This is a genomic window from Amphritea sp., from assembly GCF_016744155.1.
Lineage (GTDB): Bacteria > Pseudomonadota > Gammaproteobacteria > Pseudomonadales > Balneatricaceae > Amphritea.
This window is the reverse complement of the sequence record NZ_JADGEW010000021.1, coordinates 47919-63192: the sequence shown is the minus strand read 5'-3', so window position 1 is coordinate 63192 and position 15274 is coordinate 47919. Positions and strand designations below refer to the sequence as shown.

The 15274-nt window shown below is 49.1% G+C and carries 13 protein-coding genes; 3 read left to right on the top strand and 10 right to left on the bottom strand.

Translation table 11 applies throughout. From position 1 onward, the window contains the following. Nucleotide 1: 1 nt before the first annotated feature. The 10 genes from accD to leuC form a co-directional block, all read right to left on the bottom strand. Complete coding sequence (accD, locus tag QZZ54_RS14650; RefSeq protein ID WP_290703482.1) at nucleotides 2–886, bottom strand: acetyl-CoA carboxylase, carboxyltransferase subunit beta; 885 nt, start codon at nucleotides 884–886, stop codon at nucleotides 2–4. Nucleotides 887–915: 29 nt separating this feature from the next. Further along, entirely contained in the window at nucleotides 916–1719 is an 804-nt protein-coding gene (trpA, locus tag QZZ54_RS14645) for a tryptophan synthase subunit alpha (protein ID WP_290703480.1), read from the bottom strand. Between the two features lie 22 nt (nucleotides 1720–1741). Next, on the bottom strand, nucleotides 1742–2977 hold the full coding sequence (trpB, locus tag QZZ54_RS14640) for a tryptophan synthase subunit beta (RefSeq protein ID WP_290703478.1): 1236 nt from the start codon (nucleotides 2975–2977) through the stop codon (nucleotides 1742–1744). After that, nucleotides 2955–3575: a phosphoribosylanthranilate isomerase gene (locus QZZ54_RS14635; RefSeq protein WP_290703524.1), complete on the bottom strand. Its 621-nt coding sequence runs from the start codon at nucleotides 3573–3575 to the stop codon at nucleotides 2955–2957. The genes trpB and QZZ54_RS14635 overlap by 23 nt, the downstream gene beginning before the upstream one ends. Nucleotides 3576–3632: 57 nt before the next feature. After that, nucleotides 3633–4532, bottom strand: a complete 900-nt coding sequence (gene truA, locus QZZ54_RS14630; protein WP_290703476.1) for a tRNA pseudouridine(38-40) synthase TruA — start codon at nucleotides 4530–4532, stop codon at nucleotides 3633–3635. Between the two features lie 13 nt (nucleotides 4533–4545). Beyond that, nucleotides 4546–7140, bottom strand: a complete 2595-nt coding sequence (locus QZZ54_RS14625; protein ID WP_290703474.1) for a FimV/HubP family polar landmark protein — start codon at nucleotides 7138–7140, stop codon at nucleotides 4546–4548. Between the two features lie 432 nt (nucleotides 7141–7572). After that, a complete protein-coding gene (gene asd / locus QZZ54_RS14620; protein WP_290703471.1) occupies nucleotides 7573–8688 on the bottom strand; it encodes an aspartate-semialdehyde dehydrogenase in 1116 nt (371 codons plus the stop codon). 171 nt (nucleotides 8689–8859) lie between these two features. Then, the gene (gene leuB / locus QZZ54_RS14615) at nucleotides 8860–9942 is read right to left on the bottom strand and encodes a 3-isopropylmalate dehydrogenase (protein ID WP_290703469.1); all 1083 of its coding nucleotides are present in this window, start codon (nucleotides 9940–9942) and stop codon (nucleotides 8860–8862) included. 61 nt (nucleotides 9943–10003) lie between these two features. Next, nucleotides 10004–10651 carry a 3-isopropylmalate dehydratase small subunit gene (gene leuD / locus QZZ54_RS14610; RefSeq protein ID WP_290703467.1) on the bottom strand — a complete coding sequence of 216 codons (648 nt, stop codon included), beginning with the start codon at nucleotides 10649–10651 and terminating at the stop codon, nucleotides 10004–10006. Between the two features lie 16 nt (nucleotides 10652–10667). Next, entirely contained in the window at nucleotides 10668–12086 is a 1419-nt protein-coding gene (leuC, locus tag QZZ54_RS14605) for a 3-isopropylmalate dehydratase large subunit (RefSeq protein ID WP_290703465.1), read from the bottom strand. A 162-nt stretch (nucleotides 12087–12248) separates the two neighbouring features. On the opposite strand from leuC, the gene QZZ54_RS14600 reads away from it, so the two are divergent. Genes QZZ54_RS14600 through phaC form a run of 3 tightly spaced genes read left to right on the top strand, consistent with a single transcriptional unit; the run spans nucleotide 12249 to nucleotide 15254 of the window. Continuing rightward, nucleotides 12249–13130, top strand: a complete 882-nt coding sequence (locus tag QZZ54_RS14600; RefSeq protein ID WP_290703463.1) for a LysR family transcriptional regulator — start codon at nucleotides 12249–12251, stop codon at nucleotides 13128–13130. A gap of 49 nt (nucleotides 13131–13179) precedes the next feature. Further along, nucleotides 13180–14184: a poly(R)-hydroxyalkanoic acid synthase subunit PhaE gene (locus QZZ54_RS14595; RefSeq protein ID WP_290703461.1), complete on the top strand. Its 1005-nt coding sequence runs from the start codon at nucleotides 13180–13182 to the stop codon at nucleotides 14182–14184. Further along, nucleotides 14181–15254, top strand: a complete 1074-nt coding sequence (phaC, locus tag QZZ54_RS14590; protein ID WP_290703459.1) for a class III poly(R)-hydroxyalkanoic acid synthase subunit PhaC — start codon at nucleotides 14181–14183, stop codon at nucleotides 15252–15254. Before QZZ54_RS14595 ends, phaC begins: the two co-directional genes overlap by 4 nt. The last annotated feature ends 20 nt before the right edge of the window (nucleotides 15255–15274 follow it).

Here is a 15274-nt window from a genome sequence, read left to right as displayed (position 1 = left end):
ATCAGACCGAATCAGAAGCCGGTGCCGAAACTGCAGGAAGCCCCTGCATCATGCGCAACATCGAGGAAAGTCGCTCACGCAACTCACCACGACTGATGATCATATCTATCTGACCATGCTCAAGCAGAAACTCACTACGCTGGAACCCTTCCGGTAATTTTTCACGAACCGTCTGCTCAATAACACGAGGGCCTGCAAAACCAACCAGAGCACCAGGCTCACCTATATTGAGATCACCCAGCATAGCCAGTGAAGCCGAAACACCACCGTACACAGGATCGGTCAGAACAGAGATATAAGGAACACCTGCCTTCTTCAGCTTCTCAAGTGCAGCACTGGTTTTAGCCATCTGCATCAGCGAGAATAACGCTTCCTGCATCCGCGCACCACCACTGGCAGAAAAGCAGATCATTGGGATCCCCTCTTCTAGCGCAATATTGGCAGCGCGTACAAAACGCTCGCCGACAACAGCACCCATAGAACCACCCATAAATTTAAACTCATAGGCAACTGCAACGATCGGCAGTCCATTAACCTCACCACGCATGGCGATCAGAGCATCTTTCTCACCGGTCGCTTTTTGTGCGGCGACTAAGCGATCTTTATACTTCTTGGTGTCACGGAACTTCAAATGATCAACCGGCTCAATTTCGGCACCGATCTCACGTAATGTGCCTTCATCCAGAAACGCATTCAAGCGAGTCCTTGCCGTTAGGCGCATGTGATGGTCACACTTAGGACAGACATTAAGATTTTTTTCCAGTTCCGGGCGATACAGTACAGATTCGCACTTCGGGCACTTTTTCCAAAGACCTTCTGGAATATTGGTACGCTTCTTTTCAGAACGCACCAAAGAGGGAACAATTTTATCCAGCCAGTTACTCATTATTACTCCAGCTTCTGCCTACGGCAGCCTTATTTATCCATTGCCTGACGCATACTAGCAGTTATCGCTGCAACTGCATCAGGGATCTTATCTTGATCGCCGGCAAGCTCGGCAATTTTATTAACCAATACGCTGCCCACAATGACTCCGTCAGCGATTTCTGAAACAGCTCGAGCAGACGCATCATCACGAATACCAAACCCGACACCTACTGGCATATCAGTATGTTGGCGAATCATTTGAAGCTTTTCTGCCACCTCTGGAACATTCAGCGATGCGGAACCTGTAACCCCTTTGACTGATACATAGTAGACGTAACCGCTGCCAGCGGCGCAGATCAATTTAACCCGCTCCACCTCTGTTGTCGGTGACAGCAAATAGATCACGTCGATATCAGCAGCCTTCATCAGCTGATTAAACACCCCAGCTTCTTCTGGAGGCAGATCAACCGTTAAAACACCATCCAGACCCGCTGCTTTGGCTTTCTCGGCAAACACCGAGTAACCCATTACCTCAATAGGGTTAAGGTAACCCATCAATACAACAGGGGTGGTCTGGTCGGTCTGACGAAATTCAGCGACCATATCCAGTACATCGGTAAGACGAGTACCATGCAACAGGGCACGCTCGCAGGCCAATTGGATAACAGGACCATCTGCCATCGGATCAGAGAACGGGATACCCAATTCCAGAATATCAGCACCAGATTCAACCAGCGCATGCATCAATGGCACCGTTACTTTAGGATCAGGGTCACCCGCTGTCACAAACGGAATCAACGCTTTACGGCCCTGGCTTTTCAGATTATTAAAACACTCAGTAATACGACTCATCTTAATCTTCACTCAGTCAGGGCTAAAAGTTAATGCCATCGATTTCAGCAACAGTATGAATATCTTTGTCGCCACGGCCTGACAGGTTAACCAGAATAATCTGATCTTTGTCCATTGTTGGCGCCATTTTCATCGCTTCAGCCACTGCATGACTGGATTCCAGTGCCGGCATAATACCTTCCGTTAGTGTCAGGTGACGGAATGCATGCAATGCTTCATCATCGTTTATCGCGGTATATTCAGCCCTACCTATATCCTGCAGATAGGAATGCTCAGGCCCTACTCCCGGATAATCCAGACCTGCTGACACAGAGTGTGTACCAATAATCTGGCCACCGTCATCTGACATCAGACAGGTACGATTACCGTGCAGGACACCCGGAGCACAACCGGAACTCAACGGCGCTGCATGCTGTCCGGTTTCAATACCATAACCACCCGCTTCCACCCCTATCATCCGCACATCTGCGTCTTCGATGAATGGATGAAACAACCCAATAGCGTTAGAACCACCACCCACACAGGCGACCAATGCATCCGGTAGCTTGCCTGTCTGAGCCAAACACTGTTGACGGGCTTCACGACCAATAATGGACTGGAAATCACGCACTAATTTGGGGTACGGGTGAGGACCTGCAGCGGTGCCAATGATGTAAAAGGTATTATCAACATTGGTAACCCAGTCACGCATCGCTTCGTTCATCGCATCTTTCAATGTACGAGTACCCGAAGTAACGGAAACCACTTCAGCGCCCAGTAACCTCATCCGATAAACGTTGAGTGCCTGACGACGAATATCCTCTTCACCCATATACACCGTACATTCAAGACCCAGTCGGGCGGCAACAGTTGCGGTCGCAACACCGTGCTGACCTGCCCCTGTCTCTGCGCTAACCCGAGGCTTGCCGGTGAACTTAGCCAACAGCGCCTGGCCAATAGTGTTGTTTACTTTGTGTGCACCCGTATGGTTCAGGTCTTCACGTTTCAGGTAGATCTGAGCACCGCCCAGCTCCCGGGAAAGACGTTCCGCATGATAGAGCGGAGACGGTCTGCCTACATAGTGGGCAAGATCGTAGTCAAACTCGGCCTGAAACTGTGGATCTCGCCAAAGCATTTCGTAGGTCTGTTCCAGCTGCTGGAGAGCAGCCATCAATGTTTCAGACACATAACGTCCCCCGAACTGACCAAAATGGCCGCCGGCATCGGGCATTTGCTTTGCGATCGCGAGATCTTCTTTAGTTGGCACGAGATACCTCATTCATAAATGATATTATTTTTGAACAATCTTTCAGACCTTTGGCCGCTTCTACCCCACCACTGACATCAACAGCATAGGGCTTAACCTGACCAATCGCCTGATTCACATTACTCTGATCCAATCCACCTGCGAGAATCAGCGGCTTATTCAGATCAGTTGGGATACGATCCCAATCGAACGCCTCACCGGTACCGCCTGGCACTCCAGCTCGATAAGCATCCAGCAGCACAGCTCTGGCTGTGGCAAAGCGTTCAGTTTCAACCACTACATCGATATCCGGAGACATGCGCAGGGCTTTAAAATAGGGTCTTTCAAACTGGTTACAATACTCCGGCGACTCGTCACCATGAAACTGCAACAAATCTATTCCGGTCTGATCGAGAACCGCTCTTACCTGCTCTGGTGATTCATTTACAAACAAGGCCACTGTAGTAATGAATGGCGGCAGTTGCTTAATGATTGCTTCAACAACAGCAGGCTCAACAGACCGGGGGCTCGGCGGATAAAACACAAAACCCAGAGCATCCGCGCCAGCATCTATTGCCGCCAACGCATCCTCCAGTCGGGTAATTCCACAGATTTTTACGCGAGTTCTCAACACTTGGATCAGACTACTTTAAAAGAGAGTAATAGTAACAGATAGCAGGGCTTGAGGTTAACCGTTTTGCGTCAGGAAATAAGGCCCCAGTTCTGATTTAGGCAAATCATACTGTTCTGGATATTTCACATCGACAAAATAAAGGCCGTAAGGTGGTGCAGTTACACCGCCTTGAGAACGATCCCTAGCTTCAAGCACCTGCTGAGCCCAAAGCGGCTCCGCCTCACCGGCCCCGATTGCCATCAACACACCGGCAAAATTACGGATCATGTGATGCAAAAATGCGTTAGCTCGGACATCGATCACTATCAGATCACCTGCACTATAGAGATCCATCGCTTTCACTTCACGAACCGGACTATTAGCCTGACAAGCAATCGCCCGATAGGAGGTGAAATCATGCTTGCCAATCAGATAACTTGCTGCCTCTTGCATCCGCGACAGATCCAGCTCTTTATGGGTCCAGGTAACACCTTTACTGAGTAGTGCAGGCTTTACCGGCGAAGTATATATCAGATAGCGATAACGCCTCTCCATAGCGGAAAAGCGTGCATGGAAACTATCATCCACACGCTTTGCCCATCGAATACAGATATCATCTGGAAGCTGGGTATTTGTTCCCATCACCCAGGCCCGGTCGGGACGCTCTGCAGAGGTATCGAAATGTATTATCTGATAGGTACCACTGACACAAGCGTCGGTACGCCCTGCACAAATAACTTTAACCGGCTGATTTGCTATCTTAGACAGCGCCTTCTCTACTGTTTCCTGAACAGATGGAACATCTTTCTCTTTCTGCGTCTGCCATCCACGATAGGCGGCTCCAGCGTACTCAACACAAAGAGCATATCGACTAAGCCCTGAATCAGCCGCCTCAGATTGGCCGGCCCCTGAATAAGAAGAGGCGACCGAAGTCGCCTCTTGCTGATTGTCTAACTGGGTTTTATCCCGTTGCATATTACGTATTATCTCAACTGTTAATTGGACCTAGCAGGCTACTAGCTTCTGACTTCTGGGCATCACTACCCTCTTTAAGAATCTCCTGAAGGATATCTTTAGCGCCATCAAAATCTTCCATATCGATATAGGCACGCGCCAGATCAAGCTTTGTCTCAACTTCATCGGCACCTTCAAGCAGGTTCAAGCCCTCTAAAGAATCATCTTCAGCATCATCAGTTGCATCCAGGCTCAAATCATCACTGCCCGCATCACTCAACAACATTTCCAACTCAGAATCGAGCTCGGCGTCCAAGTCATCAGCAACAGACGAATCAGATTCAGGTGCAGATAGTTCCTCTTCATCCAGAACAATCTCATCATCGACCGCTTCATTTAGCAGCGCTGCAAGTTCAGGATCAAGATCAACATCGGAAGGTGCTTCAGAAACAGCGACTTCTTCCACGTCCGATTCTTCGATTCCAGCAAGCAATTCAGAAAGATCGCCGTCAATATCATCATCAGAGACGTCAGATTCCTGACCCAGAAGCTCCTCAAGATCAGCAAAGTCATCATCAGACTCTTCTACAGACTGCTCAGAAGGCGCCTCATCTACTTCATCAGTACCGGCCAGAAGCGCATCAAGATCATCGATCTCAGACTCATCTTCAGCCAGCATATCTCCCAGAGCCTGCTCATCTTCTGAATCATCAGAAAGAGCTGTATCTGTATCAGCCATATCAAGATCGAAGTCAAGATCCAGCTCATCCTCAGACAGGCCGTCAACATCTTCAACCAGCTCTTCAACTTCAGGCTCAGCCGGAGCGACATTGAATTCAATGTCATCCACAGCATCATCACTGTCTTCAACCCCAGCCAACAGATCCTCAAGACTATCAAGCTCAGGCTCTTCTTCAAGATCCGCTAAGCTATCGGCAAGTGGGTCGGTATCAAGGTCATCCAGGTCCAGAGATTCTGTATCTTCACCGAGAATGGAATCCAGTGCATCATCAACATCTTCGGCTTCTTCGACTTCTTCGACTTCTTCAGCAAACGGCTCAGCCGGCGCATCATCAATCGCATCATCAAACCCAAGATCGAACTCATCTTCATCGACAATCTGCTCATCGATCTCATCAACCTTATCCAGGTCCATATCGAGATCGAGATCCAGATCGTCAAGATCGCTCTCTTCTTCAATTTCTTCAGGCTCAGCCGCGACAACGACGGATTCTTCCGGCTCTTCAGGCTGCTCATCAACAATGGGAAGAGCTTCAGGAACAGGCTCAGCCTGGGACTCTTCTTTCTTGCCACGACGTAACAGAAGCAACGCCAGCAAGAAAGCAACTAACGCACCGCCTGCAGCACCAATATAAAGACCGAACCGCTCTAGCAAGCCTTTTGGCTTAGGCTCAGATACTGGCGCGGCAGGAACCGCTGCAGACTGCTGTTTTGCAGCATCCAGCTCAGCCTGAAGATCAACCAACTGCTGATCTTTAAGTTCCACCAGACGATGCAGACTTTCCATCTGCTGAGCCAGGGCATCAACCCTGCCAGAAAGCTCTTCATTTTCACGTTTAATCTGGTCAACAGTTTCCAGTGCCGAAGCAAGTTCCGTTTCCAGTTGTTTATTCTTTTCAAGCAGCACTGCGTCAGCAGTACTGGTATCAATTTGGGCCGCCTGATCCGAAACAGTACCTGTTTCAGCTGTAGTGTCGGGAGAGACTATCTTAAGTTGCCCCTCGGCCGTTTTGGCTGCAACCTCTTCACCCTTTTTTCCAGCTACCGCCTTTTTGTCATCTTCAGTAGCTGTTGTATCCATCTGCTTAGGCGCAGCTGGATTCACTACTCCCTGCTTCCACATCTGAGTCTGACGCCAAAACTCTTCATTGGCTTGCTTCTGACTCAGGGCCTTAATTTCGTCTTCTGAAGGAAGATCAAGAACAACTCCAGCCTTCAGCTGATTAACATTGTTATTACTAAACGCTTCAGGATTCTTTCGCTGCAGCGCCAACATCATCTGAGCTTCGGTGATAGCACCGTTGGGCTTATGACGCTTAGCAAGATCCCACAGGGTATCGTTTACATCTACATATACCTGCCCGTCAGTCATTCGGGTACGAATATTGTTAGCCGGCTTTTGCGGAGCCATCGGCTTAGCAGCCACTGGCGCAGACGCCGGAGTCGCAGCAGACCGAGCTGGCTGAACAGCAACCGGGGCTGGCGTAGGATCATAGACAGGAGGATCAAGCAGAACCGTATATTCGCGCACTAACCGACCACTCGGCCAGTTAACTTCGACAAGGAAGTTCAAGAAAGGCTCTTTCACCACCGCTGACGAAGTCATTAGGATGGTTCCGCGCCCGGAAGAACCAGGCTTAACCTCAAATTTCACATCAGAGAGGAAACGTAATTTCTCTATTCCAGCCAGAGCAAAATCATCGATATTCGCCATGCTGGGTTGAATCTGTTGTGGGTCAACTTCACGCATCTGAAGAAGCTGAATCTCTGCTTGAAGAGGTTCATTCAGTGCTGATGTTATTTTGATTTCACCGAGACCCAGCGCATATGCATTGGATGTTCCTAGTGCACCTGCAATTGCCAAACTTAGGGCTAATTTGCGCAGCATATTTTTGCTTCCTTAATTCCCCGGTTCTGAATTTGATAAAAAGCGTCAATATTCAGAAAGTTACGTATCCAGTATTATTGGCCAAAGTATTCATTAAAACTGCTGTTTAATCAACAACTCAGATCGACCTGAAACCGCCAAACTTAAGAATTAAAAATAGAATTTAGGCCCGCCGATAACATAGAAATCCACCAGCTCAAGCCTAAAAAAACACTATTCACCTTATTATTCAATAAGTTAAGACTTAGCTACCCTTATAACAAGTCAGTAAAATAAAATCAAAGCAGATCAATATTTGCACTACCTAAGTTGGGGACTGTCTTTACCAACTTCTTGTTAAAAACATTTATAAGGGATTAATTGACCTGAATCACCCCACCCAAAACAAAAAAAACCGGCTATATCAGCCGGTTATCTTTGAATCGAAATAAATCAGTCTTCCAATAAGATCCGTAACATCCGGCGTAATGGCTCAGCCGCCCCCCAAAGCAACTGATCTCCTACACTGAAAGCATTCAGGTATTCATCGCCAATATTCATCTTTCGCAGGCGACCAACAGGAACATTCAGAGTGCCGGTGATTTTAGCCGGAGTCAGCTCACTCGCTGTAATATCACGGTCATTAGGAATCACTTTTACCCAGTCGTTCGCTTCAGCGATCATGGACTCAATTTCATCCATCGGCAGGTTCTGTTTCAGCTTGATAGTAAAAGCCTGACTGTGGCAGCGCATGGCGCCGATGCGCACGCAAGTACCATCAATAGGAATCGGGCTATCGTTCAAGCCCAGAATCTTGTTGGTTTCAGCATAGGCCTTCCACTCTTCCCGACTCTGACCGTTATCCAGCTTGGTATCAATCCAGGGAATCAGTGATCCCGCCAGAGGCACACCAAAGTTGTCCGTTGGCATTGCCCCCGAACGAATGGTCTGTGCAACCTGACGATCAATATCAAGGATAGCGCTGGCCGGATTAGCAAGGTCAGCAGCGACTGAGTCTTTAATCACACCCATCTGAGAGATCAGCTCACGCATATGACGTGCACCGCCACCCGACGCTGCCTGATAAGTCATTGAGGTCATCCACTCAATCTGCCCGGAATTAAACAGACCGCCCAGCCCCATCAACATCAGAGAAACGGTACAGTTACCGCCAACATAGGTTTTTACGCCGTTAGCCAGGCCATCTTTGATGACATTCATATTCACCGGATCAAGCACGATAATCGCATCGTCTGCCATACGCAGAGAGGAAGCAGCATCGATCCAGTAACCATTCCAGCCAGCTTCACGCAGCGCACCGTAGACCTGTTTCGTGTAGTCGCCGCCCTGGCAGGAAATAATGGCATCCATCTGTTTCAGTTCATCAATGGATGTTGCATCTTTCAGTGCAGGAATATCTTTACCGATATCCGGACCTGCCTGACCTACCTGGGACGTTGTAAAAAAGACCGGCTCATCGATATAGTCGAAGTCACGTTCTTCCATCATGCGCTGCATCAGCACGGAACCAACCATTCCGCGCCAACCTACAAAACCTACACGCTTCATCTGTTCCACCAAAAACTAGGAATAATTTAAACAACAAAGCCGCCACATATGCCTGCAGCAGCTTGTCATGGCTTCGGACTCTCCGAAGCCATTCAATTATGCAACAATTTAGTCACATAGACTATCTGATTTAGGACGATTTATAGCCCGTTAATGACCTAAAAACCGTTTTTATGCCTGTAACGCGGCAATTACCGCATCACCCATTTCAGATGTTGAAACCTTCTGCATACCTTCAGACCAGATATCACCGGTTCGCAGGTTCTTATCAAGAACCGCGCTAACCGCAGCCTCAATACGATCGGCAGTCGCCGCTTCATTAAGCGAGTAACGCAACATCATGCCGGCAGACATAATAGTCGCCAGTGGATTTGCCAGATTCTGACCCGCAATATCAGGCGCTGAACCATGGCAAGGTTCGTACATACCCTTACCGTTCACATCCAATGAGGCAGACGGAAGCATACCGATAGATCCGGTCAGCATCGCCGCAGCATCAGAAAGAATATCGCCAAACATATTACCGGTAACCATCACATCAAACTGCTTAGGTGCACGTACCAGCTGCATCGCCGCGTTATCCACGTACATATGGCTCAGCTCAACATCAGGATATTCTTTAGACAGCTCTTCCATAATCTCGCGCCACAACACAGTTACTTCTAGCACATTGGCTTTATCGACAGAACAAAGACGCTTATCACGTGCGCGTGCCGCTTCAAACGCAACACGGCCGATACGACGAATCTCGTTTTCATCGTAAACATAGGTGTTGTAACCCTCTCGGACACCACCCTCTTTCACGCGTACACCGCGTGGCTGACCGAAATAGATACCGCCGGTTAGTTCACGCACAATCAGAATATCCAGACCGGACACTATCTCTGGCTTCAAAGTAGAAGCGTGAGCCAGTTGCGGGTATAGAATTGCCGGACGCAGGTTGCCAAACAACCCTAGATTAGAACGAATGCCCAGCAGACCTTTTTCCGGACGGATCTGGAAATCGGGATTGGTATCCCATTGAGGCCCACCCACCGCACCGAGTAAGATAGCATCGGCTGCATTGGCCGCATCCAGAGTCGCCTGTGGCAGAGGCACGCCATCCGCATCGATCGCCGCACCACCCACCAACGCTTCAGTCAGCTCTAAACCCAAATTATCTTGCTCATTTACCAGCTCCAACACACGACGGGCCTGGGCAACGATTTCAGGACCAATGCCGTCACCGGGTAAAATCAGTACATTCTTAGACATCACTTTGTTTCCTTAAACTGAACTGCAGAAATAATTCTGCAGCCGGAATTTCATTATTAGATTACTTAATTGCGCCAAACAACCATGGCGCTTGTTGACGACGTTTCTCTTCGTAAGCACGAATATCATCGCCATGCTGCAGCGTCAGGCCGATATCATCCAAACCGTTCAGCAGACAGTGCTTACGAAAATCATCGATGCTGAACGACATCTCTTCACCGGATGGTGTAACCACCAGCTGGCGGTCCAAATCAATCGTCAACTGATACCCTTCGGTTGCAGCCGCTTCATTGAACAGCTGATCAATTTTATCGTCGTGCAAAACAATCGGCAGTAAACCGTTCTTGAAGCAGTTATTGTAGAAGATCTCAGCAAAACTTGGCGCGATAACCGAGCGGAAACCATAATCATCCAGTGCCCATGGGGCGTGCTCACGGCTAGAACCACAGCCAAAGTTCTCCCGGGCCAGCAAAACACTAGCCCCCTGATAACGAGCCTGGTTCAGAACAAACTCTTCATTTAGCGGGCGGCCTTCGCAGCTCTGATCCGGCTGACCTTCGTCCAGGTAGCGCAGCTCATCAAACAGGTTCTTACCAAAACCAGAACGCTTAATCGATTTCAGAAACTGTTTAGGGATAATCATATCGGTATCGATATTGGCCCGATCCATAGGAGCGGCGATACCTGTGTGCAATGTAAACTTATTCATGTCGCTCTCCGCTACCTTATTTAATCAATTCACGTACATCGATAAAGTGGCCAGTAACCGCAGCAGCGGCTGCCATCGCTGGGCTTACCAAATGGGTACGCCCGCCAAAGCCCTGACGACCTTCAAAGTTACGGTTAGAGGTAGAAGCACAATGTTCACCATTACCCAACTTATCCGGATTCATCGCCAAACACATAGAGCAACCTGGCTCGCGCCACTCAAGCCCCGCCGCAACGAAGATCTTATCCAAACCTTCCTTTTCTGCCTGCGCCTTAACCAGACCAGAACCCGGCACTACCAGCGCCTGAATAATATTTTCAGCGACTTTGCGCCCTTCAACGACCTTGGCCGCATCACGCAAATCTTCAATACGGGAGTTAGTACAAGAACCTATAAAGACACGATCTAACTGAATATCTGTAATTTTCTGATCAGCCTGAAGACCCATATATTTCAAGGCACGGTTGATGCCGTCTACCTTAACCTTATCTTTCTCAGCATCTGGATTCGGAACCTGGCCGGAAATACCCACAACCATCTCCGGTGAAGTCCCCCAGGTAACCTGTGGCTCGACATCTGCTGCATTGATCTCAACAACCGCATCAAACTCAGCATCAGTATCGGAAACCAGACCACTCCATTCAGCAACAGCGGCATCCCAATGCTCACCTTTCGGTGAGAATGGGCGACCTTCAAAGTAGTCGATAGTGATCTGATCAACAGACACCAGACCCACCCGCGCACCGGCTTCAATCGCCATATTACACACTGTCATCCGGCCTTCCATCGACATGGCGCGGAATACATCACCGCCAAATTCGATCGCATAGCCTGTGCCACCCGCTGTACCGATCACGCCGATAACATGCAGCACAACATCTTTAGGCGTCACGCCAAGACCAAGCTCACCATCAACCCGGACTAACATATTGCGCATCTGCTTAGTGATCAGACACTGGGTTGCCAGTACATGCTCTACTTCAGAGGTACCCACACCGTGGGCTAATGCGCCCAGAGCACCCAGAGTCGCGGTATGCGAATCACCGCAAACAGCTGTGCTACCCGGCAGAATAGCGCCCTGCTCCGGCGCCATAACGTGAACGATACCCTGACGATGATCATTCATCTTAAATTCGAGAATGCCAAATTCGTCGCAGTTTTCATCCAGCGTTTTCACCTGAATTTTAGAAACCGGATCGACGATCTCATCAACACCACCGGAACGCTCAGTCGTCGGTACGTTATGATCCGGTGTTGCGATATTGGCATCAACACGCCACGGCTTACGACCTGCCAGACGCAGCCCTTCAAACGCCTGCGGTGACGTCACTTCATGTAGCACCTGCCGATCGATATAGATCAGAGAACTACCGTCTTCATTCGTCCGCACCAAATGCGACTCAAAAAGTTTGTCGTATAACGTTTGTCCAGCCATGGTCTTTCCTCACTACATCTTTTTAACCGGCTGCTCTGCTCACAGCCTTTTCTATGCTGCAATCCTAGTGCAGCAACACCCAGAAAACAAATTCATAATTTTTATAGTTTGCATTCCAAACTGGAATCCATAAACTATTTCCAACATCACAGGAAAGACATTATGGATACGGGTTCATTACAGGCGTTCGTTGCCGTGGCAGAAACCGGCTCATTCTCCCGCGCCGCCGAGCAACTATTTCTTACTCAGTCAGCCATGAGTAAGCGAATATCGATACTTGAGCAACAACTGGAGAGTCGACTGTTTGATCGGATTGGCAGGACGGTAAGCCTGACTGAGCCTGGCCAGGAACTCCTGCCCCGGGCGCGAAAGATCTTATTAGAACTGGAAGATGCCCGACGTTCCCTGAGTAATCTTAGCGGCGAAGTCAGCGGCACACTTTCTGTTGCGGCCAGTCACCATATAAGTCTGCATCGCCTGCCGCCAGTATTGCGCCAGTACACCCGGGAATGCCCACAGGTTAAGCTGGATTTGCGGTTTGATGAATCTGAAATAGCCTATGACAATGTTTTACGAGGAAAGCTGGAGATTGCGCTGATTACACTCTCGCCTAATCCCGACCCAAACATCCTTTCCCAGGCAATCTGGCAGGACAAACTCCACTACGTCGTTGCCCCCGATCATCCACTGGCAAAATTGAAACAGGTTACCCTGGAACAACTAACCTGCTATCCCGCCATCCTCCCCGGCACGGCAACCTTTACCCGACTTATTGCAGAACAACCTTTTTCAGAACAGAAACTTCATCCGGATATCGCCATGTCCACTAACTACCTGGATACCATTAAAATGATGGTTGGGATTGGCCTGGGTTGGTCTCTGTTACCCGAAACCATGACCGACGCCAGCCTGAGTGTACTTAATGTAGACGCGCCACCGGTTACCCGCGAGCTAGGTTATATTGCTCATAAAGAGCGCACCCTGAGTAATGCTGCACGACGCTTTATACACCTTTTGGATCAAGCGGCAGAAAAGGGTTCATAAACCCGACCCAGTTCTTTACTATGTTTACAGATACTTAGCTTGGAAATGGATGATGACTGATAGCTCTGACACAGGAACAGACTCGACCGCCGACTCAACTGCAGCGAACTGGCTACAAGAACAGTTACAGCAATGGCAGGAGACGATCCAGGCAAATAACCCTGCGGCGGGAGATCCATGGCAAAGCTTTTTGAAAAGCATCCAAGCCCCCGACATGACTGACTTCTCTGACCAGCAAGCTAACCTGATCGATCTGGTGAAATCGCAAACCGATCAATTTAGCCAGTTTACTGAATCACTCCTTCAGTCGGTAAAGCTGCATACAGGTAGCGCTGACTCTGAAACTTCAGGATCAGAGAACCCGCCACTGAATACCGAAGCCTTAGTTGACCAGTTCCAAGGCTACATGAAAACTCAGTGTAACGACTTGCTCAGCCGCCAGTGGAATATGCCTGAGCCCTTAGCCTCGCTGCTAAAGAACTCGGCTCTGACGGCTGAATCACTGAAATCTGCACCCATGCGAGACATACTGGAACAGCTGGCAAAATCACCCGAGATAGGCAGCGGATCCTATAGTCCGGCTCAGATGAGATCGCTGGCACAAGCCTGTATCGATTATCAGGATGCCCTGGGTGACTACCTGCAACAGTATGATCATATATTCAGTCAGACCGGTGATGACCTCAAGCAACTGCTGCAACAACAAAACACCGAAATAGACAGCATTAAAGGCCTGCAAAACCTCTGGGTTGAATGCTACGAAAAAGCTTATCGGGATACTGTCTTTACCGATCAATACCAGAACAGCCACGGGCGCATTAGCAACAGCCTAAATCAGGTGCGTAAACTGGCGTTCAATAGCCGGGACAAAAAACTTAAAGAGCTCGGACTGGTCACCCGGGAAGAACTTGATAGCGCTATACGCCAGCAACATAAGATGCGCAAACAGGTGAGAAAGCAGCAGCAGGAGATCGACGAACTGCGCAGCATGCTCACCGAGCTGAAGTCTCAGATGGTTTCTGGCAAGAAAAGCAGCAGAGGGAAGTCTCAATGAGTGGATTTAAATTCAGCCCAGAAAAGATCACCGAAGAACTGAGCCAGTTCAGTGAACAGTTGCTGCAAAGCTTTAGTACCCTGAAATCTCTCGATGAGATCGATGTCGGGCAGACGCCTAAAGAGATCCTCTATACCGAAGACAAGTTGCAACTATTTCATTACAAAAGCGAGAAAACGCCGGGCCGTAAACGTTGTAAAACCCCTTTGCTGATCTGTTATGCGCTGGTCAATCGCCCCTACATGGTAGATCTGGACCAGGAACGCTCCTTTGTTAAACGCCTATTAGAGCTCGGCATCGATATCTATCTGATCGACTGGGGCTACCCTGATGCCGCCGATCGCTATCTGGATATGGATGACTATATCAACGGTTATATCAATAACTGTGTCGAACAAGTATTACAAGATTCTGGCCAGGAACAGCTCAATCTGCTGGGCATCTGTCAGGGTGGTACTCTGAGCCTCTGCTATACTGCGCTAAACCCAGATAAGGTTAAAAACCTGATCACGATGGTCACCCCGGTTGATTTTAAGACCCCGGACAACATGCTCAGCCATCTCACCCAGCAGATCGACGTAGATCTTGCCGTAGAGACCTACGGCAATATCCCCGGTGCCATGCTCAACGATGCCTATAGTTCGTTAATGCCGATGCGCCTTGGCCTGCAAAAAAATCTCAATATTCCACGGCAGCTTAAAACCCAGGCCTCAGCACTTAACTTTCTGCGCATGGAGAAGTGGATATACGACAGTCCCGACCAAGCCGGCGAGATGTTCCGCCAGTTTCTGACCACTTTCTTTAAAGAGAACGGCTTTCTTAACGAGTCAGTAACCGTCGCCGACCAACCGGTCGATTTGAAGAACATTACTCAGCCTCTGCTCAATGTCTTTGGCAGTTCAGATCACCTGGTTCCCCCTGCCGCATCCCGAGCCCTTAAGGGACTCACCACTAGCGGTGATTACACCGAGTATGAGGTCGCTTCCGGTCATATCGGCGTGTTCGTTTCGGGTAAATCACAGACGGAAGTGGCACCCGCTATCGCCGAATGGCTTAAAGGGCATGACTAGGGATTAAAAAAGCCCTATTG

Bases quoted from the DNA above. Each gene is read 5' to 3' on its own strand.
- accD (WP_290703482.1), bottom strand. From the start codon at position 886: ATGAGTAACTGGCTGGATAAAATTGTTCCCTCTTTGGTGCGTTCTGAA.
- QZZ54_RS14625 (WP_290703474.1), bottom strand. From the start codon at position 7,140: ATGCTGCGCAAATTAGCCCTAAGTTTGGCAATTGCAGGTGCACTAGGA.
- trpB (WP_290703478.1), bottom strand. From the start codon at position 2,977: ATGAGGTATCTCGTGCCAACTAAAGAAGATCTCGCGATCGCAAAGCAA.
- trpA (WP_290703480.1), bottom strand. From the start codon at position 1,719: ATGAGTCGTATTACTGAGTGTTTTAATAATCTGAAAAGCCAGGGCCGT.
- QZZ54_RS14595 (WP_290703461.1), top strand. From the start codon at position 13,180: ATGATGACTGATAGCTCTGACACAGGAACAGACTCGACCGCCGACTCA.
- leuC (WP_290703465.1), bottom strand. From the start codon at position 12,086: ATGGCTGGACAAACGTTATACGACAAACTTTTTGAGTCGCATTTGGTG.
- phaC (WP_290703459.1), top strand. From the start codon at position 14,181: ATGAGTGGATTTAAATTCAGCCCAGAAAAGATCACCGAAGAACTGAGC.
- asd (WP_290703471.1), bottom strand. From the start codon at position 8,688: ATGAAGCGTGTAGGTTTTGTAGGTTGGCGCGGAATGGTTGGTTCCGTG.
- leuD (WP_290703467.1), bottom strand. From the start codon at position 10,651: ATGAATAAGTTTACATTGCACACAGGTATCGCCGCTCCTATGGATCGG.
- QZZ54_RS14600 (WP_290703463.1), top strand. From the start codon at position 12,249: ATGGATACGGGTTCATTACAGGCGTTCGTTGCCGTGGCAGAAACCGGC.
- leuB (WP_290703469.1), bottom strand. From the start codon at position 9,942: ATGTCTAAGAATGTACTGATTTTACCCGGTGACGGCATTGGTCCTGAA.
- truA (WP_290703476.1), bottom strand. From the start codon at position 4,532: ATGCAACGGGATAAAACCCAGTTAGACAATCAGCAAGAGGCGACTTCG.